This window comes from Atopobium deltae (assembly GCF_001552785.1).
Classification (GTDB): Bacteria; Actinomycetota; Coriobacteriia; order Coriobacteriales; family Atopobiaceae; genus Atopobium; species Atopobium deltae.
Genome location: NZ_KQ959485.1, coordinates 14,123 through 36,350, shown reverse-complemented (window position 1 = coordinate 36,350; position 22,228 = coordinate 14,123). Strand labels below are relative to the sequence as shown.

20 protein-coding genes and 1 tRNA gene are annotated in these 22,228 nt (G+C 54.4%); 16 read left to right on the top strand and 5 right to left on the bottom strand.

Annotated elements, in window-relative coordinates; genetic code table 11:
* The first annotated feature begins 24 nt into the window (after window positions 1-24).
* From HMPREF3192_RS01180 to HMPREF3192_RS01165, 4 genes are all read left to right on the top strand, one after another.
* A complete protein-coding gene (locus HMPREF3192_RS01180) occupies window positions 25-210 on the top strand; it encodes a type II toxin-antitoxin system antitoxin (RefSeq protein ID WP_066304645.1) in 186 nt (61 codons plus the stop codon).
* A 105-nt stretch (window positions 211-315) separates the two neighbouring features.
* Window positions 316-2,904, top strand: coding sequence for an ATP-dependent chaperone ClpB (gene clpB / locus HMPREF3192_RS01175; RefSeq protein WP_066304644.1), 2,589 nt, complete (start codon window positions 316-318; stop codon window positions 2,902-2,904).
* A 187-nt stretch (window positions 2,905-3,091) separates the two neighbouring features.
* Window positions 3,092-4,243 (top strand): PASTA domain-containing protein, encoded by a 1,152-nt coding sequence (locus HMPREF3192_RS01170; protein ID WP_066304643.1) that lies wholly within the window; start codon window positions 3,092-3,094, stop codon window positions 4,241-4,243.
* A gap of 11 nt (window positions 4,244-4,254) precedes the next feature.
* Complete coding sequence (locus HMPREF3192_RS01165; RefSeq protein ID WP_156422813.1) at window positions 4,255-4,500, top strand: hypothetical protein; 246 nt, start codon at window positions 4,255-4,257, stop codon at window positions 4,498-4,500.
* Between the two features lie 73 nt (window positions 4,501-4,573).
* On the opposite strand, the gene mscL is transcribed toward HMPREF3192_RS01165, so the two are convergent.
* Entirely contained in the window at window positions 4,574-5,050 is a 477-nt protein-coding gene (mscL, locus tag HMPREF3192_RS01160) for a large conductance mechanosensitive channel protein MscL (protein WP_066304638.1), read from the bottom strand.
* Window positions 5,051-5,241: 191 nt separating this feature from the next.
* Window positions 5,242-5,619 (bottom strand): hypothetical protein, encoded by a 378-nt coding sequence (locus tag HMPREF3192_RS01155; RefSeq protein WP_066304637.1) that lies wholly within the window; start codon window positions 5,617-5,619, stop codon window positions 5,242-5,244.
* Between the two features lie 267 nt (window positions 5,620-5,886).
* Between HMPREF3192_RS01155 and tilS the strand changes: the two genes are divergently transcribed.
* From tilS to HMPREF3192_RS01135, 4 genes are read left to right on the top strand one after another with little or no spacing between them, the layout of a single operon-like run.
* Window positions 5,887-7,449: a tRNA lysidine(34) synthetase TilS gene (tilS, locus tag HMPREF3192_RS01150; RefSeq protein WP_197414525.1), complete on the top strand. Its 1,563-nt coding sequence runs from the start codon at window positions 5,887-5,889 to the stop codon at window positions 7,447-7,449.
* A gap of 15 nt (window positions 7,450-7,464) precedes the next feature.
* The gene (gene hpt / locus HMPREF3192_RS01145; RefSeq protein ID WP_066304636.1) at window positions 7,465-8,022 is read left to right on the top strand and encodes a hypoxanthine phosphoribosyltransferase; all 558 of its coding nucleotides are present in this window, start codon (window positions 7,465-7,467) and stop codon (window positions 8,020-8,022) included.
* A 46-nt stretch (window positions 8,023-8,068) separates the two neighbouring features.
* Window positions 8,069-10,111, top strand: a complete 2,043-nt coding sequence (gene ftsH / locus HMPREF3192_RS01140) for an ATP-dependent zinc metalloprotease FtsH (RefSeq protein ID WP_082715527.1) — start codon at window positions 8,069-8,071, stop codon at window positions 10,109-10,111.
* 33 nt (window positions 10,112-10,144) lie between these two features.
* Window positions 10,145-11,338, top strand: coding sequence for a pyridoxal phosphate-dependent aminotransferase (locus HMPREF3192_RS01135; RefSeq protein WP_066304634.1), 1,194 nt, complete (start codon window positions 10,145-10,147; stop codon window positions 11,336-11,338).
* 61 nt (window positions 11,339-11,399) lie between these two features.
* On the opposite strand, the gene HMPREF3192_RS01130 is transcribed toward HMPREF3192_RS01135, so the two are convergent.
* Window positions 11,400-12,221, bottom strand: a complete 822-nt coding sequence (locus HMPREF3192_RS01130) for an exodeoxyribonuclease III (protein ID WP_082715533.1) — start codon at window positions 12,219-12,221, stop codon at window positions 11,400-11,402.
* A gap of 143 nt (window positions 12,222-12,364) precedes the next feature.
* Here HMPREF3192_RS01130 and folP point away from each other — a divergent pair, with 143 nt between their 5' ends.
* Window positions 12,365-14,041 (top strand): dihydropteroate synthase, encoded by a 1,677-nt coding sequence (folP, locus tag HMPREF3192_RS01125; RefSeq protein WP_066304632.1) that lies wholly within the window; start codon window positions 12,365-12,367, stop codon window positions 14,039-14,041.
* A complete protein-coding gene (locus tag HMPREF3192_RS01120) occupies window positions 14,032-14,919 on the top strand; it encodes a biotin--[acetyl-CoA-carboxylase] ligase (RefSeq protein ID WP_066304631.1) in 888 nt (295 codons plus the stop codon). Before folP ends, HMPREF3192_RS01120 begins: the two co-directional genes overlap by 10 nt.
* Before the next feature lie 57 nt (window positions 14,920-14,976).
* Here the strand turns inward: HMPREF3192_RS01120 and HMPREF3192_RS01115 are convergent, their stop codons facing one another.
* On the bottom strand, window positions 14,977-15,765 hold the full coding sequence (locus tag HMPREF3192_RS01115; protein ID WP_066304628.1) for a type III pantothenate kinase: 789 nt from the start codon (window positions 15,763-15,765) through the stop codon (window positions 14,977-14,979).
* A gap of 338 nt (window positions 15,766-16,103) precedes the next feature.
* Here HMPREF3192_RS01115 and rpmE point away from each other — a divergent pair, with 338 nt between their 5' ends.
* On the top strand, window positions 16,104-16,538 hold the full coding sequence (gene rpmE, locus HMPREF3192_RS01110) for a 50S ribosomal protein L31 (protein WP_066304626.1): 435 nt from the start codon (window positions 16,104-16,106) through the stop codon (window positions 16,536-16,538).
* 200 nt (window positions 16,539-16,738) lie between these two features.
* Here the strand turns inward: rpmE and HMPREF3192_RS01105 are convergent, their stop codons facing one another.
* Window positions 16,739-18,289, bottom strand: a complete 1,551-nt coding sequence (locus tag HMPREF3192_RS01105; RefSeq protein WP_231723324.1) for a Mur ligase family protein — start codon at window positions 18,287-18,289, stop codon at window positions 16,739-16,741.
* 245 nt (window positions 18,290-18,534) lie between these two features.
* Between HMPREF3192_RS01105 and HMPREF3192_RS01100 the strand changes: the two genes are divergently transcribed.
* From HMPREF3192_RS01100 to nagB, 5 genes are all read left to right on the top strand, one after another.
* A tRNA-Val gene (locus HMPREF3192_RS01100) sits at window positions 18,535-18,610 on the top strand.
* Window positions 18,611-18,657: 47 nt separating this feature from the next.
* Window positions 18,658-19,647, top strand: coding sequence for a glutamate racemase (murI, locus tag HMPREF3192_RS01095; RefSeq protein ID WP_066304681.1), 990 nt, complete (start codon window positions 18,658-18,660; stop codon window positions 19,645-19,647).
* Window positions 19,648-19,741: 94 nt separating this feature from the next.
* Window positions 19,742-20,542, top strand: a complete 801-nt coding sequence (gene rph / locus HMPREF3192_RS01090) for a ribonuclease PH (RefSeq protein WP_082715526.1) — start codon at window positions 19,742-19,744, stop codon at window positions 20,540-20,542.
* Window positions 20,543-20,558: 16 nt separating this feature from the next.
* Window positions 20,559-21,236, top strand: coding sequence for an RdgB/HAM1 family non-canonical purine NTP pyrophosphatase (gene rdgB / locus HMPREF3192_RS01085; protein WP_082715525.1), 678 nt, complete (start codon window positions 20,559-20,561; stop codon window positions 21,234-21,236).
* Between the two features lie 259 nt (window positions 21,237-21,495).
* Window positions 21,496-22,227: a glucosamine-6-phosphate deaminase gene (nagB, locus tag HMPREF3192_RS01075; RefSeq protein WP_066304621.1), complete on the top strand. Its 732-nt coding sequence runs from the start codon at window positions 21,496-21,498 to the stop codon at window positions 22,225-22,227.
* The last annotated feature ends 1 nt before the right edge of the window (window position 22,228 follow it).

Here is a 22,228-nt window from a genome sequence, read left to right as displayed (position 1 = left end):
GTACACACGCAGTAAACTACGATTATGGCTACCCGTAAACAATATCCTTTGCGTATAGATCCCGAGATTTGGGAGGTTGTGCAGCGCTGGGCAGACGACGAGATGCGCAGCTCAAATGGGCAAGTGGAATGGATTTTACGCGACGCGCTCAAGCGCTATGGACGCCTTCCAAAACACGAATCGTCAAAATCATCAAAGGAAGAGACATAGATAATCTAATGTGTAGGCGCTTAGATTTTGTATAAAGACTCCTCTCAACGGGAATACTAAGTAGTGAACAAACTTGTGTTTTCGTGCATCAGAGAGGAGTTTTTTATGAGATTAGACAAGTGGGCTGTCACGGCGCAAGAAGCGCTGCAGTCTGCCATCGCCATTGCAAGCGATGCGTCTGCGGCCTCTGTTGAGCCCATTCATTTGCTCAAGGCGCTCATAAGCTCGGATGAACATAACCTCAAAGCTATTATCGAACGCATTGGTGCAAATCCACAGGCACTTGCCACGCAGGTCGACCAAAAAATTGCAAGCATGCCAAAGGTTACCTCGGGCAACGCGCAAATGGGGCTCTCAAATGACTTTGGCCGCGTCGCACAAAAGGCCGAGAGCTTTGCTGGTGCGGTGGATGATTCCTACGTCACCTCCGAGCATTTGCTTGGCGCTCTGTGCGCTGTAACCAGCGATGCTTCGCGGATCTTATCGGCAGCTGGCGTGACCGAAAAGCGTGTCAAAGAAGCCTACACGCAACTTCGTGGTGACGAGAAGGTCACCTCGCCCGAGGGCAAGCAGGAGTTTGACGCGTTGGAGCGCTACGGGCGCAATGTGACTAGCCTAGCGCGCCAGGGCAAGCTCGATCCCGTCATCGGGCGTATTGAGGAAATCCGCCACACTATTCAGGTACTCAGTCGCCGTACCAAAAACAATCCTGTCCTTATCGGCCAGCCTGGCGTGGGTAAAACGGCCATCGTTGAGGGTCTCGCGCAGCGCATCGTGCAGGGTGACGTCCCTTCGACCCTGAAGGATCATGACCTGATCGAGCTCGATATGAGTGCGCTGGTTGCGGGCGCAAAGTACCGCGGTGAGTTTGAGGACCGCCTGAAGAGTGTGCTCAAAGAGGTCAAGCAGGCCGCGGGTCGCGTGGTGCTGTTCATCGACGAGCTGCACACTATTGTGGGCGCGGGCGCAACCGAAGGCACGATGGATGCGGGCAACATTTTGAAGCCCGCCCTCGCGCGCGGCGAGTTGCACGCCATTGGCGCCACAACGCTTGACGAATACCGTAAATATATCGAGAAGGACGCCGCCTTGGCACGTCGTTTTCAGACGGTTTTGGTCAGTGAGCCTAGCGTGGAAGACACGATCTCGATTTTGCGTGGCCTGAAGGAGAAGTACGAGCTCCATCATGGTGTTCGCATTACGGATGCCGCGCTTGTTTCGGCGGCCGATCTATCAAACCGCTATATTGCCGACCGCTTTTTGCCCGACAAGGCCATCGATCTTATCGACGAAGCGGCGAGCCGCCTGCGTATGGAGCTGGACTCTATGCCTGCCGAGATTGACGCCGTGAGCCGTCAGCTGACGCAGATGCAAATCGAAGAGCAGGCCCTGCTTAAAGAGGAGGACGAGGCAAGTAAGGAGCGTTTGGAAACGCTTCGCTCCGAGATGGCCGGCGTGCGCGAGAAGCTCGACAGCATGAAGGCCGATTGGCAAAACGAGAAGAGCGCTATTGACCACGTGCAGCAACTCAAACAGCAGCTGGACGATTCGCGCAGCCAGGAACAAAAGGCGACGCGCGAAGGCGATTTGGCGCGTGCGTCCGAGCTACGTTACTCGATCATTCCGAGCTTGCAAAAGCAGTATGACGCCGCCGAGAAGATCTTGCTTCAAAAGCAAGAAGATGGCGCCCTGCTCAAGGAAGAAGTTACCAACGAAGAGATCGCTGCGGTAGTGTCGTCATGGACGGGCGTGCCCGTTGCTAAGATGATGCAAGGCGAGATCGACAAGCTCAAAAATCTTGAGGACGAGCTGCACAAACGTGTGGTTGGTCAAGATAAGGCCGTCGATGCCGTGGCTGCGGCAGTGCGTCGTAGCCGTGCGGGGCTTTCGGACCCGAATCGTCCCATTGGCAGCTTCTTCTTCCTGGGACCCACGGGCGTGGGCAAGACCGAGCTCGCCAAAGCGCTTGCTGAATGCTTGTTTGACGACGAGCGTGCGCTCATTCGTATTGATATGTCCGAGTACATGGAGAAGTTCTCGGTCCAGCGCCTGATTGGCGCACCCCCAGGGTATGTGGGCTATGACGAAGCGGGCCAGCTCACCGAGGCTGTGCGCCGTCGCCCCTACGCAGTCATTTTGCTGGACGAGATGGAAAAAGCGCATCCCGATGTCTTTAACATCCTGTTGCAAGTGCTCGATGATGGTCGCCTCACCGATGGCCAGGGCCGAGTGGTGAACTTCAAGAACACCATCATTATTATGACGAGTAACATTGGCTCGCAGATCATTGCGCAGGCAAGCCCCGATGACGATCAAAAGGACCTGTCCAAGAAGATTGACCAGGCAATGCGCGCGGCTTTCCGTCCCGAGTTCTTGAACCGTATTGACGACATCGTGAGCTTCTCGCCCTTGGGGCTTGAGGATATCGAGAAGATCGTCGACATTCAACTCGCTGGCGTACGCACACTTCTTGCGAAGAAGCGCATTTCGCTGGAGCTTTCTCCCAGCGCGGTACAGTCGCTCGCGCTTGATGGTCTTGATTCCGTCTACGGCGCGCGTCCTTTGAAGCGTCTGATTCAGCGCCAGGTTGTTGACGAGATTGCCAACCTCATTATTGAGGGCAAGCTCGGCGAGGGAGATCGCGCCTACATCGACACCAACGAGCAAGGCAAGCTTGTTGCAAGCCGTGCTTAGTGAGCGCATGCCCGCAAGTGTCCAGCTTGAATATCCCATAGCGTAGGCATAGATTGCGTCGCGTTTCGTATTTCAAGAAATGCGACGCAATTTTTTTGCAAGGGGGCCGCAGCTGCAGCATTTTGCCTTTTTTCGACTTTTGAAGTAAGGTAATACAGCATTAAGACTTCATACTAAGGGAGGTGCTATGATTTGTCCTTGTTGTAATGCGCAGGTTCCAAAAGGTGTTGTTTTTTGTCCTGTGTGCGGCGAGAAGGTCATTAAGCATCTCTCGAGTGAAGCTGCTGCACTGGCTTCCTTAGAAGTGGTTTCGCCTGAACCAGTAGCATCGCCACCTGAGCAGGCGGCACCATCTACGGCTGTCCTGACCGAGCAACAAGAAGCTTTTGCATCTAAGCAATCAGTGCCGCCAGATCCCAACATGGCTGCGTCCGCCACCACCTCAAATGTAGCTGCTGCTCCAAATGGTACTGCCGATCCAAATGTAACCGCCATTTCAAATACCACTGCGGATCCAACTGCAGTTGCTACTCCAAATATCACTGCAGATCCAACCGTCACCGCGACTTCAGACATCACCACTGCGGCACCTGTGACCAGCGAAACTTCTACAGCCGCGCCTTCCGCAACCTCGCCTTCCGCAACCTCGCCTGCCGCAAACGTGTCCGTACCCCGCCCAAAATCCCGAAAAGAGAAAAAAGCACTTCGCGCACGTCTTCGCACCATTGGCATTGCGTACAAGCAGGGAACGCTTCAACGCCTCAATCCTCGTCTGCACGTGCACGATAATAATGAATCTGCAAAAGCAGCTCCCGTGCAGTCTGTCACCGATCTTCTCGACCGCTATATGCTTCGCCAGCAAGTGATACGGGGAGCGCTCACGGCTTTGGTTGTGCTGTGCCTTGCGGGAATCATTTTTTTGCTGCTACCTCGCGGGTTTTTCGGCGGCGTGCCCGTGCCCGATGTGCGTGGTAGTAGCGCTGCGGATGCAACGGCCATTTTGCGCAATAAGGGCTTCGAAGTGGCTGTTCAGAATGCCTTCGTGGATGACTCAGCGGGACTTGTTATGGCTACGGATCCCAATCCAGACAAGCTCCAGGGCTTGGGGAAGACGGTCACACTGACGGTGGGTGAGCTGCGCTATATTCCACCCATTCAGGGTGCGAACTACAGCCAGGCGCTCAAAAAGCTGCGCGAATTTGGGTATCAAAATGTGCATGTCACGGGGGTGGACTCGCCTTCCGAAAATGACGTGGTCGTGGGAATCGAGCCTGCCGCAAACAGCACCGTTCCAAAAAATCAGCCTGTGACGCTCACATTAAAACACATGGCATCTTAGGGATGTTGATTATGACAGCGGATGTAAAACAAAATTCTGACGAGAAGATCAACGATAGCACACGGTCACAAAACGCCTCGCTCAGCAAAAATAAAACGAAAAGCCGCCACACATCTCACAAAGAATTAAAACGCGACACCGCAAAAGAAGATAGTACTTTTGCGCGCGCTCTTCGTGAAGATGATGACGGCTATGATCCGTGGTCAGATAGGCCTTCTCGTCCAGAAGTGCTTTTTCAAGCAGATCCGTGGCAATAGCTGAGACTAGGGGTAGCCTCGAACAATGATCGCACGTGACAACCACGGTTGAGGAAGCCTGGCGTTCTTCGGCTTATGCCGATGCTTGACCGTTCATATCGGCAACATTCTGCTTCGAAGCATTGGGCAACACCGAGGTGCAGTGCGGGCAGCGAAGGGCATCATCGGCAACTTCAGACTTGCAATAATTGCAGGTGCGGGGTGCTTTTTCTTCGGTCTTCTCGGCTTTTTTAAGCGCAGCAGCGGCGGTCTGAGCCGATTTTACAAGGCGCAAAATAATGAAGACGACTAAGGCGGTCAACAAGAAGTTAATGAGCGCGCCGATAAAAGCACCGAAGTCGATGGCTTGGTCGCTGCCAGGAATAGCAATCGAAAGGCCAGAGTAATTGCCAGTGCCGCCTGTTGCAGCAGTAATCAGAGGGTTAATAATGTAGGTGATCAGCGCGGTAACCAATGCGGTAAAGCCGCCACCAATAATGACACCGACTGCCATATCGACGATGTTTCCACGATTGATGAATTCACCAAATTCTTTGAAAAATTTTTTCATAACACACTCTCATCTTGGACAGGCGAGAAATTCGCGCTTATAACCTGCTACAACGGCGATGCTATCATGATGGTCGCGCAACGATGCAACACAACGATGGCGCGACGACTGCAGCATCCGTCCTGTTGAGATAAGTATAGTGGATATCCGAGAATATCCTAAGTAAGTTGAAAAAATAAGCCGGCACGAGATTACGCGTGCGCGGCGGCCATAAAGTGCCAAAAAATAGCAACGACAATCGCAAGAACTGCAAGAATACCAATGATAAGGGCGGCGCTGCCCAAACGATTGTGACGTTCACGCCTCGTAAAAATAGCCTTGCGCTGATCGGACATAGATAAATACTGACCATAGGGAAGATCATTGTGCAGCTGCGTATCATCGCGACGAAGGTTGCGCCACGAACGCTTTTGCGGCTTGGTTTGATCCTGGCGCTCTGCCTGCGCCTTTTCGTACGCATTGCGCTTTACGGTAGCGTAGGCATCATCGTACGCTAAATCATCAACAGCTTCGACGCTTCGTCGAGAAGGACGAGGACGCACATAGTCAGAATTTTTTGCAGTAGACATTGCATTCCCTGCCTATAGGTATTCACTTAACTTTATAATTGTAACATACCTATTTTTATAATGTATTCCACTGTGGGGTGCCGTCTTTCTCTACGCAGTCAGTATGCGTAACAAAAGCATAAAGCAACGGTAAAGCAATGGGCACACGCGATGGGTACACTAAAATATGATGAAGAGGTGGCAAACAAGCTGCGGCCCAGCGTTCCAACGAGCCAGCGCCCAGCAAGCGATCCACCACTCCAGTCCAGCAAGCCACAAGGGAGAGTTATGACAAGCGTTGCCCGAGTATATGCGCACAAAAAATACACTGATTTGCATAAGCGTTCGTCTGATGATGCAAAGCGCGCGCCCGTGGTGCTTATGGTTTCGGGCGGCGCCGACTCAACTGCGCTTCTCGTGCTGGCAGCGACCTCAAAGCTCGACATCTGCGACGGCGCAGGCCCTTCTCGCATAGCAAAAGAGCGTCTGTACGTGCTCCACATTAACCACGGTCTTCGCGGAGAAGACGCACAGAAAGACGAGGAATTTGTACGAGCGCTTGCCGCCCGCTATGGCCTTTTATGCAAAGTGGTTCATGCGCAGGTTAACGAGCTTGTCAAGCGCTATGGCAACAATGTCGAAAACGCTGGCCGAGAAGTTCGCTATGCCGAGGCGCAAAAGCTGGCAAACGAGTTGTCGGCACAGTTCAAGACGCCACGTAGCGAGGCGCGTATTTTAACGGCGCATACCGCCAACGATCGAGCGGAGACATTTTTTGCGCACGCCATAAGCGGCACAGGTACACAGGGCTTATCGTCAATTCCACGCCGACGCAATCGCATTGTGCGCCCCTTGTTGGATATGACACACGAGGAGCTCTGTCATTTTTTGCAGGCGGCGGGCATTTTGTGGCGTGAAGATAAGACCAACGAAGATACGAGATATCAGCGCTCGTATATTCGGCATGAGATTTTGCCGCTCTTGAAGCAACAAAATCCCAAGGTGATCCAAAGCGTGGGTACGAGCTGCGAAATTTTATCGGATGAGGATCGCTATTTGGCGGGGATCGCGTCTCGAGCACTGCGCTTATTGATTTTGCGCTCGGGCGAGGGTGTATTAGCGTTGCACGCGGCTAAACTGGCAGCGCTTGACGTGGCCATAGCGCGGCGCGTGATCCGTATGGCGGTTAAAGACGTTGCGGGTCATGCCTCTGATCAATGCCGCATAGAAGCCCAGCACATCGCAGGCCTTTTGCGCATCGTGGCGGCGGGTACAGGCTCTGTCAATATTGCTTTGGGGATTGATTGCCGCGTAGAGTATGGCGCGCTCTTTTTAAGAATGCCTACGGATGACAAGCGTTTACAACCTTGCTGGCTGCCAGTTCCAGGCTCGACGACGCTTGCGCCAGCGCTGGGCTCGGCGCCCGAAATGGCCGAGCGTACGGCGAGCGCTGCTCCACGCTCCTGCGTCATTGCCCGCCTACTTGCTGTGAATCCAGACACAGATCCCGTGGCCATAGCAAAGGCGCATGCACAGGAGTGGGGAAGAGCCTCGGTGCTGCTCGATGCTCAAGCAGCAGGTGTTGCTGCAGCTGATGCAAAGCTGTGGGTTGACGCTCCGCAAGCGGGCGATATTATCTGCCCGCTGGGCATGCATGGACAGTCCAAAAAGCTTTCCGACCTTCTCAACGAGGCAAAAATCCCAGCAGCGGAGCGCGCGAGTGTGCCCATTGTACGCACGGGTCCAACTGGAAAGATTGTGTGGGTTGCGCAAGTTCGCGCTGATGAGCGCTTTCGCTGCAGCGCTACAACAAAAGTGCTGCTAGAATTAAGGTTTCAGGCTGTCGAATAAGCGGAAGGTAAGGTCATGGAGCAGGGAACACAGCAACACCCAGACATCGAAAAAGTATTATTAACAGAGCAAGAAATGAGGGGCATTGTCGAGAAACTCGGCGAGCAGATCAGCAAGGATTATGCTGGTAAAAACCCTCTTATCGTCGCAGTGTTGCGCGGTGCGTTTGTCTTTACCGCTGATTTGATGCGCACTATCACCACCGAGTGCGAAGTTGATTTTATGGCCATTTCTAGCTATGGCGATAGCGTCAAAAGCTCGGGTGTCGTCCGCATTATTAAGGACCTCGATACCAAAATCGAAGACCGCGATGTTATTATCGCCGAGGATATTTTGGACACGGGTTTGACCTTATCGTATTTAATCAAGAACCTTGAGGCTCGTCACCCTGCTTCTATTTCGATTGCGGCGTGCCTGGTCAAGGACGTGAAGGGTAAGCATTCGGCCATCAAGCCCAAATATGTGGGCGCCTATGTTCCCGACGCGTTTGTGGTGGGCTATGGCCTTGATTATGCCGAGAAGTACCGCAACCTGTCGTACGTGGGTATCCTGAAGCCCGAAGTCTATAGTTAATAACAAAACGTGCTTTTATCAGCACGTATGATGAGGAGTTGTATCCGTGAGCAACAAAGATAACAAGAAAAGCGGGAAGGGACCGTTGGATCCTCGTGGATCACTTACGTCTCGTGGTTCCCGTGGACCTCGCGACCCTCGCGATCCATTTGTGAGCGAGAAGGAATTCCGCATTCCCCTTGCTGCTCTTATCATTGGTCTGGCGTTTGTCGCCTACCTCACCTTTGGTTTCTTCAACGGCTTCCCGTTTGAGAAGCGCCCCGATAAGCTTGCGACGAGCGATTTTATTGCTGCCGTCAAGGACGATCGTACGAGCGACGTAACATTCCGCCCTGTCGACGGGTTTATCAGCGGAAGATATTGGCCTAAATCTGCCGAGAAGGGCAACAAGCAGCAACTCGTCGAGTTCACGAGCGCCTACGTGGGCCCTGATTCACTTGCGGATCTTATGGCCAAGCACAGCAATGTTCGCTACATGGTCAACACCTCAAACCCCAACCTGTTGGGTGACTTTATTGTCCAAATGATTCCGACCGTTTTGTTAGTTATTGGCGTGTTGTACTTCTTGCGTCAGCTCATGGCGCAAAACAGCCAGGCCATGCGCTTTGGTAAAACGAAGGCGCAGCTTGTAGAAGAGGAGCGCCCCCGGACAAAATTTGCAGACGTTGCTGGTATTGACGAGGCCGTCGAAGAGTTGCAAGAGGTGCGTGACTTTTTGGCTGATCCAAAGCGTTTTCAGTCGATGGGCGCGCATATTCCTCGTGGCGTACTGCTCGTAGGCCCTCCAGGAACGGGCAAGACCCTGCTCGCAAAAGCAGTTGCGGGCGAGGCGGGCGTGCCCTTCTTTTCGATTTCGGGTTCCGACTTCGTCGAGATGTACGTCGGCGTGGGAGCCAGCCGTGTGCGCGATTTGTTTGCGCAGGCAAAGCAGGCTACACCCTCCATTATTTTTATTGACGAAATTGACGCCGTCGGCCGCCAGCGTGGCGCTGGTCTTGGCGGCGGTCACGATGAGCGCGAGCAAACACTCAACCAACTGCTGGTCGAGATGGACGGCTTCGAGGAAAACGAAGCGGTTATCTTGCTTGCGGCAACCAACCGCCCCGATATTCTCGACCCCGCCTTACTGCGCCCTGGCCGTTTTGACCGTCGTGTTACGGTGGACCGTCCTGACGTAGGTGGCCGTGAGCAAATCCTTAAGGTGCACGCTGCGTGTAAACCCCTTGCCGCGGGCATTGATTTTAAGAGCTTGGCAAAACTTACCCCTGGCTTCACGGGCGCTGACCTCGCCAATCTTATGAACGAGTCCGCGCTGCTTTCGGCGCGCAATCACAAAAAAGAGATTGGTCAGCCCGAGATCGAAGAGGCCATGGAGCGCATTATTGCTGGCCCCGAGCGCCGCAGTCGCATCATTACCGAAAAAGAGCGTCGCACCATTGCGTATCACGAGAGTGGTCATGCGCTGACAGGTCATTTGCTTGACAACGCCAATCCCGTACACAAAATTTCGATTATCAGCCGAGGTCAGGCGCTTGGTTACACCTTGCAGCTCCCCGAGGAAGATAAGTTTTTGTCCACGCGTTCCGAGATGCTCGACGAGATCGTGGTTCTTATGGGCGGTCGTGCCGCCGAAGAGCTTTTCTGCGACGACATTACTACGGGCGCAAGTAACGACCTCGAGAAGGCCACCAAGATTGCTCACAATATCGTGACGCGTTACGGCATGAGCGAAGCGCTCGGTGCCCGCGTCTTTGGTGAGCCTCAGCACCAGGTGTTTTTGGGCCGCGACTATGCCGACAAACAAAATTATTCAGCCGAGACTTCCAAGCGCATCGACGATGAGGTCGAGCGCATTTTGCGCAAGGCTCACGAGAAGGCCCGCAACATGCTCGATGCTCGCCGTCGCCAAATGGACACGATGGCGCAGGTACTCCTTGCGCGCGAGACGGTCGAAGGCGACGCGGTACAGGCTCTGCTTGACGACAAGTGGGATGAGTATTGCGCAGGCCAGGCCGCTGCCGAGCAATCTCCCGCTGCTGTTGCAACCACTGCGTCCGCAGACCCATCCCAGCAGGAGCAAGCACAGTAGCACAGTAATTGTAGTATCTAAGGTTCGTTTGTTATGCACATTAATGAGTTGTCGTATGGTTTTGGTGCTGCAAAATCGTCTATTCGCGAGATTGCAGCAGCCGCTGCCGCCCGTGCTGCGCAGCTTGGCCCCGATAAAGTCTTTAACTTCTCGATAGGTAACCCCAGCGTACCCGCACCCGCGGCAGTACGCGCATCTATCGAGAAGAACATCAGCTTGCCACCCACCGAGGTGCATGGCTACACCCCTGCGGCAGGTTTGCCACAGGTTAAGCAAAAACTCGCGCAGTCGCTCTGTCGTCGTTTTGGCGAGAATGCAGCGACGCCCGAAAGTCTGTATTTGACCTGTGGTGCCGCAGCATCGATCTCTATTAGTTTGCATGCACTTATCAACCCAGGCGATGAAGTCATCGTTATTGCACCCTACTTTCCCGAGTACCGAGTGTGGATCCAACATGCGGGCGCTTGCTGCGTAGAAGTCATGTCGCGCGAGAGCGATTTTCAAATTGATGCCGACGCGCTGCGAGCCGCCATTACCAAAAACACGAAGGTCGTCATTGTTAATTCACCCAACAATCCCGTGGGCACCATTTACACGCGCCAGAATCTGGAAGAGGCCGCTGCGGTGTTACGCGAGCGTTCGGCGCACTTTGGGACCGATATTGTGCTTCTCGCCGACGAGCCGTATCGCGAGATCACCTATGGTGAGGAAGTTCCCTGGATTCCTGACGTGTACGAGAAGACCATCGTGTGTTACTCGTATTCAAAGTCGCTGTCGCTGCCAGGCGAGCGCATTGGTTGGGTGCTCGTGCCTCCTATGCACCCCGACTATACACAGCTCATCGCTGCCATTGCAGGTTCGGGTCGCGCTCTTGGTTTTGTTTGTGCGCCGGCGCTGTTTCAGCGCGTATTGGCCGACTGCGTTGATGAGCCTGCCGATGTCGCCACCTATGCACGCAACAGAGCAGCCCTGACTGAAGGCTTGTCTGCGCTGGGTTATACCTTTATTGAACCTGCTGGTGCTTTTTACCTGTGGGTAAAAGCCTTAGAAGATGACGCAGAAGCATTTTGCCAGCGCGCAAACGAGCACGAATTATTCCCCGTGCCCTCCAACAGTTTTGGCTGCACGGGCTGGGTTCGCCTGGGTTACTGCGTTTCGTACAAAACCATTGTGAACTCCATGGACAGCTGGGCTGCAGTTGCGCGGTCTTATCGTCAGGCGCAATAAAGCCGCGACCACCGCGACAACAGCGTTAGGCGTGATCAACCGCCCGCCAGCCACACAAAAACTAAAGTGCTAACTCCAGCTCCACAGGGCAGTGGTCACTGCCGTAGATCTGCGGAAGAATCGCAGCCTTGCGAATGGTAGTCTCAAGCGCATCCGACACCAAAAAATAATCGATACGCCAGCCGACGTTGCGCTCGCGGGCACGCATGCGATAGCTCCACCAGCTGTACGCATCCGTGGCGTCGGGGTAGCAGTGGCGGAAGGTGTCGATAAACCCGGCGTTCAAAAGCTCGCCAAAACTTGCACGCTCCTCATCCGAAAAGCCCGGGTTCTCGTGATTGGTTGCAGGGTTCTTCAGGTCGATCTCCTGGTGGGCAACGTTGTAATCACCGCAGGTCACGACTGGTTTTTTCTGTGCAAGCTCGACAAGAAATTCTCGATAATGTTTGTCCCACGCAAGGCGGGTGTCAAGGCGCTTGAGCTCGTTTTGCGCATTGGGCGTATACACGTTGACGAACCAAAACTTGTCAAACTCGCAGGCGCATACGCGACCTTCGTTGTCGGCTTCGGGCGCGCCAATGGTGCGAATTACCTGCAGAGGAGTCTGTTTCGAGAAGATAGCCGTGCCTGAGTAGCCTTTTCGGTCGGCGTAGTTCCAGATTTGTGTATAGCCCGCAAGGGATAGGTCAATCTGGCCTGCCTGCAATTTTGTCTCTTGGATGGCAAACACGTCGGCATCAAGTTCAGAAAAAATTTGTTCAAACGAGGGATCTTTTTTGACGACCGCGCGTAGGCCGTTCACGTTCCACGAGATAAAACGGTAGTGATTTTTGAGGTCGGTCGCGGCGGTGTCGTTTTTGGGGTTTGTTGCGGCGCTCGCCAGGGTCTTCTCGTCAGTGTGTTGGATGTTCAAGATGACTCCTCGGTATTGTGTGATTTCATACTATGAGGTGTTGTACCCAAAAAACTAAGGCAGGTACAATAAAGTGAACACGGATCGAGCGCTGAAGCTCTAAAGGAGTATACATGTTACGGGATAAAACCATGGTATGGCATTGCGGCATCCACGAACTTTCGCTGAGTCGTCCGCGGATTATGGGCGTGCTTAACGTGACGCCCGACTCTTTTTCGGACGGCGGTTCGTACATAGACACGCAGGCAGCCATTGACCGTGGCCTTCAGATGCTCGACGAGGGCGCCGATATTATCGACGTGGGCGGCGAGTCGACGCGTCCTGGCTTTACGCCCGTTTCCCCCGAGGAGGAGGCCAAGCGCATTGTTCCCGTTGTGCGCGCGCTTGTGGCCGCGGGAGCGATCGTTTCGGTTGACACCCGTCACGCCGAGGTGGCCCGCATGTGCGTTCGCTTGGGCGCGGCCATCATCAACGATGTGACGGGCTTTACCGATCCAGCCATGGTGGCTGCCGCTGCCGAAAGCGCCGCTGGCGTCATCGTGATGCACGCAGGCGAAGTGGGTGCGCCCGCGCCGAGACAAACGGTAGTGCTCGATAGTGTTTTAGCAGCTCAAGAGGCTAATCATGCGGCTGGCGCAGATGCCGCAAGTTCTGGTGCGAGTACCGCTGCGTCTGCCGAGAAGCCCGCTGAGCAAAACGCCGAGCAGGACGCCGAGAAGACCGACGAGCATGCAGACGAGAAACCCGTCGACTCGGGCGCCGCTGCCTCCAGAAGCACCGCAAGCCCAACCACCACCAACGATGCCCGCACCGCAAACACCTCGCTTGACGCAATGATGGCTTCGGCGCCCACGCAAGCGACGACCGCAACTGTAAGACTTGCGGGAACGCGGAGGTTCTCGACACCAGAATCGGCTCCGATCATGCGTAACGTGATGGGCTTTTTGGGGGATCAAGCGCGTACTTTGATGCGTGCGGGCGTCCAACGCAATCGCATTTGCATCGACCCGGGCCCTGGCTTTGGTAAATATGCGGACGAGGACGTCGTTATTCAACGGGCGACTTCCAAGATGGTTTCGATGGAGTATCCCGTATTGTGCGCCGTGTCGCGCAAACGTTTTGTCGGAGCTATTTCTGCTGTTGAAGCAGCTGCCGCGCGCGACGCCGCTACCGCGGGCGTGGCCATCGCAGCAGTCGAAGCAGGCGCGCGCATCGTGCGCGTGCACAATGTTGCACAAACGTATCAGGCGCTTACGAGCTATTGGACCATCGCGCACACAGACGAGCGCCGTGCCTTTGTCGCACTCGGCTCCAACGTGGGCGACCGCGTGGGCTATCTCGCAAAGGCCTGTTCGCTACTCAACGCCTTGCCGCTGACCTGCGTCGTTAATGTGAGCCATGCCTACGAAACCGAGCCTGCATACGGCATTGCCACGCATGTGGTGAATGCCGTTGCCGAAATTAAAACGCAATTAGCGCCACTCGTTCTTCTCGACCAGCTTATGGCTATCGAGAAGACCTTGCATCGGCAGCGCTCTGACGGGGAGCACGGCAATGGTCCGCGTACGATTGACTGCGATCTTGTGTGGATGCAGGATGAAGTTCATGCTGGTAGACGCCTTGTGTTACCGCATCCGGGTTTGGGCGAGCGCGACTACGTACTTGTTCCGCTGCACGATCTTATGCACGACCCTGAGCGCTTTTTGACGCACGATGGAGTGGAGATCAAGTCTGCTTCCGCGCGAGTGGGGCAAATTACTGCTGACTTGGGAGCCATCGAATGGAATTAATTTCGAGCCATGGTACCTTGGCTGGCGATTTGCCGATTGAGTTTTTATCGCAGGTAGATTCGCTTCCTGCCGTGGCAAAAGAGGTGGCACGTCAAAATCCCCAAGCTCAGACAATGTTTGTAAGCAACCTGCAGACGCAGGGTTCGGCTCGCATGGGACGACTGTGGCAGTCGGCATCAGGTTGTTTTCATGTGGTTATGATTGTGCGACCACAGGTTCCGATGCCGTATTTTAATGGACTTTCGATACTTTGTTCACTTGCTGTGTTGGATGTGTTTGAGCAGCTTGGACTAACAGACATCGCACCCAAGTGGCCCAACGATTTTACCCACAATGGCAAAAAGCTGGGAAGTGTGTTTGTCGATGCAGGCTATGCTGATGGCATGTTTGCACTGTGTGGTGTGCATCTGAATTTGACTCGTGATCCCGCTAGCCCCAACGAGCTTGCTAAGCGTATTGCCTCTACGTACGACGGAACGCCTCATCCGTTTGAGCCAGCATTTCTTGGGGATTGCCTAGAAGATTGCCGTGTGGCGCGCGATGATGCTCACAGCACCAGCGCAGACATCAACGCCACTCTCGACATTCGCCGCCTTGCCGAACTTCTCTACCAGGCGCTCGCAGCGCGAGTGAGTGCGTGGGAAGATGCCATCCAGCAAAAGAAATCCCTGGCGGGACCCATTGCGCTTTTTCTGCATGAGTATTACGACAGGATGGATCTTCTGGGCGCCAAGGTGCAAGCGCTGGCACCTGACGGGCGCGTGCAGCAAACGGGAATTCTTGCGGGACTGGATGTGTGGGGACGAATCACCCTTCTTGACGAGAAGGGCGCCGAGCACGAATTTGCGCCCGAGCAAACATCAATTCGAGCGCTATAGCAAAGTGCGTTGTGAGTGAAGTACACGCCGGGCGAGGCGTGCGACTAGCCAAGAGTCTTACGCCTGAAGCGCGCGCCAAATGCAATAAATTCCATGTAAGGTCAGGTCGCTGTCGACTGCATCAAACAGCGTCGTACTTTCTGCAATGGTTTGTGCACAGCCACCCGTAGCGATAACGGGGGCGTTGGCTGCCTCGCTGGTCTTCTCGGCAAGTTCAGCTTTAATGCGCGTGACCAAGCCTTCTACCATAGCGGCTGTTCCAATAATAAGGCCAGACTGCACGGCGGTTTCAGTGGAATTTCCCAAGGCGTGGGGCGGGGCAATCAGGCTCACGCTCGAAAGCTTTGCGGCACGCGTAAAAAGCGCTTGAGCAGAAAGCATAAGTCCTGGCATAATGGCGCCGCCCGCAAAACGACCCTGCGCATCGACGACATCGATGTTGGTGGCGGTGCCAAAATCAACCACAATAACGGGGGAGCCGTAGCGATCTTTGGCGCCCATGGCATTGGCAAGGCGATCGGCACCGAGTTCGGCGGGGTTTTGGAGCGCGATGGGAGGCGTACAGGGGAGGCTACTGTTTATCATAAGTGGTTCTTCGCCGAGCAAGTCCCGCATCAAATCGTGCCATTCAATCGACAGCAGGGGAACGACGCTCGAAATAGCGGCAGCCGTGATTTGGTGTAAATCAAGGTCAAGCATCGAAAAATACGTGTGGAGACGCGCGTGCAAAGCATCGCGGGTATCGCTGGTATCGGTCGCCATACGCCATTGGCGCACGACGGAGCCATCGGTGTTGATAAGCCCCACGGTCGTTTGAGTGTTTCCACAATCAACAGCTAAAAGCATGGTCATCTCCATCGGGTTGGTGCAAAGCGTGGTGTGCAGCGCAAACGTCAAAACGTGTGCAAACGTATTTTATGATAGCGCTTCTCGTTATATGGAGCCGCCACAAAAAGCTGTCAGCTTCAGCGCTCGATAACGCTCCAGCGTCGCGACACCGCTACGCCCGATAACGCGCCGACGCTACGATGCCGATATTGTAGTTTCGGTTAAGCATGCAGAGAAAACCTGCGCAACCTTGGTGTTGGCCAGCGCATGTGGTATTATCTTTTGGCTTATGTTCCGCAACACGTGGAATACATCCGTTCTGGTCGGAAACCAGAGCCTTGAAGAAGGAGTCCTGTATGAAAACTGGAATTCATCCAGAGTACGTGGAGTGTACCGTTCGCTGCACGTGCGGAAACACGTGGAAGACCCGCTCGGTGAAGCGCGAGTTGACCATCGATCTGTGTGATAAGTGCCACCCATTCTACACGGGTCAGCAGAAGCTCGTCGACACTGGTGGTCGCGTCCAGCGCTTTGCTAACAAGTTTGGTGGCGCTGCTGCAGAGCAGCTCAAGAAAGCAGAATCCGCCAAGGCCGAGAAAGCCGCTAAGGCTGCCGAGCTTGCTGCTGCAAAGAAGGCCGCTGCTGAGGCTAAGGCTGCCGAGAAGGCCAAGCGTGCTGCAGAGTTCGAGAAGAAGGCTGCCGAGAAGGCCGCTGCTGAGACTAAGGCTGCAGAAGAAGCTGCACCTGAGGCTGCTGCCGAGCAAGCACAAACTGAGGCTAGCGCCGAGTAAGGTTTAATCTTGTAAAACATGCAGTTCAGCATAGGCGTGCTGGCTGTAGCACAAAGAGCGAGGTCAAAATTCGATCCCGCTCTTTTATTTTGGGCCTGGTTATTTTGAGCGTTCGTGTGCTCGCTGATGCTTTTGTGCTCGTATGTTTCGTCTTATTGATCTCGCGCTATCATGCTGATTGCTTATACGTTACCAGTGCTTTATGCTTGCGCGTCAGCGCGCTGCGCATATGTGCCCATGGCCTGTGCAAAAACATCGCCGTCGGGCTGCATGGGGACAAAAGCATCCCCCTCGTGACTCTCAACTTCATCACCCTTGGCAAGCATGCAAATAATGCTATCGCTGCCTTCGTGGTGCCAAGTCTGCGCCATCTCAACTGCACGATAAATAGCCTTGGTCCTATCAACAATAACCTCGTAGTGAGCGCCTGCAGGAGTAGCGGCTATCATGTCTTGACAGATCTTCTCGGCAGACTCATACCAGGGATCTTCAGAGGTGTAAATCAGCATATCAGCCCAGCGCGAGGCTTCTTGTGGAAGCTCCTGGCGGCGCTCGTAAGCCTTGTTTCCAGGAGCACCAAAAACAGCAATAATTTTGTGCTGCGGGAAGCTTTGCTTTACGGACGAGAAAAACTTTTGGAACGAAAGCTGGTTGTGCGCATAATCTACCAGGCCAATAATGTGGGGCGTCGAGGCACTCGAGAGCTCCATGCGCCCGGGTACATGGCAGCGCGCCAGGCCAGCGCAAATTTCCTTCTGGCTGTAGCCGAGCTGCTGCGCCATACCAATTGCACACAGGGCATTCTCGACATTAAAAACGCCTGGCATGCTCAGCAAAATCGTGTCGGTCCACTGAGGGGTGTGGCAGCAAAAACGAACGGTGTCGTACTCCACGCGGATATTCTCGGCCCAAATATCGGCGGGCGGGTTGGAGACATCCGTGTTCGTGCTTGCGTTCGACGCTGCACTCCCGCGTGCCGAGAGGGTCACGAGCTTGTGTATGTGCTGCTTGTGTGCGGCGTCAAGCACCCGATCGAGGTGATCGGTGTCCAGATTGACAACAGCAGTATCCGAAAGCTCAAAAATCTTGAGCTTGCTCGTGAAGTAATCCTCGAAGTCTTTGTGCTCCTGCGGGGAAATGTGGTCGCGGCCAATGTTGAGCCAGCCCACGACGTCGACGTGCAACCCCAACGTGCGCTCGTATTTGAGTGCTTGGCTGGAAATTTCCATGATCATAGGGTCGTGACCAGTGGCTTTTGCCTGCGCAAGGTGGCGCCACAGGTCGGGCGCCTCGGGCGTCGTGTTGTGGCTCTCTTCGCGTTCGATGCCGTCATAGGTTTCGATCGAACCCATAATGGAAGCGTGTGCGTAGGGCTCGCCCTTATCGGCAATACTGCGAAGCATGTATGCAACAGTCGATTTACCTTTGGTTCCCGTCATACCCGCAATGCGCAGATCCGTATCGGGATGCCCCCAGGCTGCTGCCGAGACGATCGCCATGGCTTTGCGAATATCGTTGACCACGAGGCGCGCCGTGGTGGGCGCGATGCGCAAAAGTTCGTCCGCTTGCACCTGATCGCACAGGTAGCAGCTGGCTCCTGCCTCGAGCGCACGTGTCAAAAAGGCTGGCTTAAAGGCAGCGCCCTTGCAGATAAAAACATTGCCTGGGGCAACGACGCGCGAATCGCATGCCGCGCCAGAAATTGCAAGCGTTGCGGCGGCTTGTGGTGTTGCGCCCACTTGTTGTGGCATCGCGGCGACTTGTGATGTTGGCTGTGAGCCGCTGGCTATTGATGGTTGTGATATTAGTTGTGGTGTGGCTTCGCAAAGTATATTTTCTCGAGAAAGAAGCTCTGCGAGCGCTGTAAAACTTGTCGTATCCATGGCACTTAGTATACTATGAGAGTCGCTACAGGTGGATATGAGAAGCGCTCGGGTGGAATTTTTGCGTCCTTTTGCGCTCAGCCATTTTTTATGGTACGATTTCCTCCGCATTCGGGCGATTGGCGCAGCGGCTAGCGCAGGTGCCTTACACGCACAAGGTCGGGGGTTCAAATCCCTCATCGCCCACCAAAAGAAGTATCAAGCCCAGTAGCCCCAGGCTAGTGGGCTTTTTGTTTATGAGAAACACGAGAGGTGATGTGACGGTGCGTCCTTGCGAACCTATTGGCGTGTTTGACTCAGGACTTGGTGGCCTTACAGTTGCACGTGCCTTATTAGAGGGTCTGCCCCAAGAATCAATTTTGTATGTCGGTGATACGAAGCGTTGCCCGTATGGACCGCGTGACCAGGCCGAAGTTCGTGATTTTGCGCGCGAGATTGCGGCTTGGCTTGTCGAGCGCAAGGTTAAAATGATTGTCATCGCCTGCAATACCGCTACGGCCGCGAGCCTTGAGGTTTTGCAGCATGAGCTCAACATTCCTGTGATTGGCGTGATTGAGCCGGGCGCTCGCGCTGCTGTGAATGCTACTCGCACGGGTAATATTGGCGTGCTTGCAACCCAAGGGACGGTGCAGTCGATGAGCTATGTGAGAGCGCTGAAAAAACTTGACCCTGATGCTCGTATTACCCAATGTGCTGCCCCACGCTTTGTGGAGCTTGTTGAGGACACTCTGGCGCATGCACGCAAAAATATAGGTGTGTTTACCAGCGAACTTTTTGATACTGAGCACGCAAAAGACATTGTGCGAGAAATGCTTGAGCCGCTGCAAGGCCAGGGTATCGATACGGTCGTGTTAGGCTGCACGCATTTTCCGATGCTGAGCAAGCAAATACAAGAGGCACTGGGGTCCGATGTTGTGCTGGTCAATCCTGCCGAGGAAACCACTCGCAGCATCCAACACGCCTTGTCGAAACTCGGTGAATTGGCGGAGCAGGATGAGGCTGGCTATGTGCAGGGCACTGGCGAAAAGACCAACGATGCTGTACAGACCACGTATGCACAAGCCACAAACTCGCATCACCACTCGCATCACCACCCGCAGCACCACTTTGCGACAACATCCGACGAAGTGGATGAATTTGCTCATGCTGGATCATTGATTTTTGGCGAGTCTCTGGGCACGGTGAAACACATCACGCTCTCGGAGCTCGATCACCTGCTTTCGTAACTCGGCCGCCTACCGCAAGTCACACGACGCAGCTACTGCAAACCACATGGCGCAGTCGCCGCAAACACCAACACTGCAAACCACGGGAGGACCTATGCAACGTTCTTATCAACGCACCAACGACCAAACGCGCCCCGTCACTCTTACTCGAGACGTGATAAAACACGCACTCGGTTCGTGCATGGCGCAGTTTGGTGACACGCATGTGTTGTGCACCGCAACGGTTACGCCCGTGCTTCCCAAATGGCGCATGTACTCTCATGAGGGCTGGATAACCGCAGAGTACGCCATGCTTCCCGCCTCGACTGCGAAGCGCTCCCCCCGCGAATACAAGGGCCGAAAAGGTCGCTCCATGGAAATCGAGCGCCTCATTGGCCGCAGCCTGCGCACCGTCGTTGACCTTAAGGCGCTGGGGGAGCGCGCCATTACACTCGATTGCGATGTCATTCAGGCTGATGGCGGCACGCGTACGGCGGCTATCACGGGCGCGTGGGTGGCGCTGCACGATGCGCTTATGGCGCTTGTCGAGAAGGGTGACCTGCCGCGACTTCCTCTTACCAATCAAGTGGCTGCAATTTCGGTCGGCCGCGTCGCGGGCGAGTTGCTTGTTGATCTCGATTACAAGGAGGACTCGCACGCCGATGTCGACATGAATATTGTTGGTGTGCCTGGACGCGCCCTTATTGAGATCCAAGGCACTGGCGAAAAAACGCCGTTTGACCGTGCGCAGCTCGACGATCTTCTCGACAGGGGACAGGACGCCATTAACCAGCTGCTGGATTTACAAAATCAGGTAACGGGTTTTCGCGAGACGCCTGCCAGCGCTGATGATTCCGACGCAGCCTCGAGCACTGGTAATATCACAGATGCTGCCGAGAAGCACGTCGACGAATAATTTTTGGAGCATCGATATGAGTTCTTCTGAACAGCAGAAAAGTTCTTCTAGCCAGCAGCACACTTTTTCGGATCAGCAACAAGCCTCTTCTGAGCAGCAAACCATTGTGGTGGCCACGGGCAACGCACACAAGGTGGTCGAAATCGAGGCAATTCTTACAAAGGTGCTCCCAGGCGCGCGATTTGTGGCCCTGCATGAGTTGGGGGATTTTGAGGATCCCATCGAGGATGGCCAAACCTTTACCGAAAACGCCCTGATTAAAGCCCGCGCGGCATTGGAGTACACGGGTTATCCGTCCATAGCCGACGACTCGGGATTGGTGGTGGACGCACTCGACGGCGCGCCGGGTATTTACAGCGCGCGGTATGCGGGCGAGCACGGCAACGACGAAGCAAACAACAACAAGCTGTTCAGTGAGTTGGCGCTTACTGCTGACGACGAGCGACGTGCGCATTTTCATTCGAGTGTGGTACTGGTATATCCCGACGGTCGCACGCTGACGGGTAATGGAGACTGCACTGGTCGTATTGGCTTTGCGCCTCGCGGCAGCAATGGTTTTGGCTACGACCCACTCTTCGTGCCCGATGCTATGGGTGGCCGCACCATGGCCGAGTTAACCCCTGACGAGAAGAACAGCATCTCGCATCGTTTTTATGCACTGCAAGATCTGGCTACGCAAATTGCTGCGCTATAGTGCGCTCAAAGCAAAGAGCGGTGCTTGCTGAGTCGCGATCCTCGAGTAAATTGCTGCGCTGTAAGCAATTGTCGCGAGCTTGTGCTGTATTCTTGGCAGTTTATGCCTATAATAGGGATGCATTATGAGCAGGTCATCTAAGCGCGAGCGGTCGTAGACGTGCTCGCGTGCGCGAGCAAAGCTGGTGTGCGAGCGCGAGCCTACGGGAAGCATCCGCTGACGCGCACCAACGCTTGAGTACCATTTTGAGGAGTAGGTCATGAAAATTATTCCGGCTAAAGACTATCAGGATATGAGTCGTAAAGCGGCCAATATTATTTCTGCACAGGTGATACTCAAGCCCGATTCAGTGCTCGGTCTTGCTACTGGGACCACGCCCCTTGGTGCTTACAAGCAGCTTATCGAGTGGTACAAAAAGAGCGATATCGACTTTTCGCAGGTACGCAGCTATAACCTTGACGAGTACCGCGGCTTAGAGCATGACGATCCGCATAGTTACCACTACTTCATGGATACAACGTTTTTCAATCACATCAACATTAGCCAGAACAACGTGCATGTGCCCGATGGCGCGAATCCTAACAGTGAAGAGGCCTGCGCTACCTATGACGACATGATCGAGGAAGCAGGTTTTTGTGACTTGCAGTTGTTGGGCATTGGCAACAACGGCCACATTGGTTTTAATGAGCCGGATGATGCGTTTTCGAAAACGACGCATTGCGTTAATCTGACGCAGTCAACTATCGCGGCAAATTCTCGTCTGTTTAAGAACATCGACGACGTGCCTCGCCAGGCCTACACCATGGGTGTGCAAACCATTATGATGGCACGTTCGATTTTGGTCATTGCATCGGGGACGGCAAAAGCCGAGGCGGTGTATAAGATGTGCTTCGGTCCCGTAACACCACAGGTCCCCGCCTCAATTTTGCAGCTTCATACCAATTGCGTGATTGTGGCTGACGAAGACGCGCTGTCGCTGTGTGCGCAGTAGT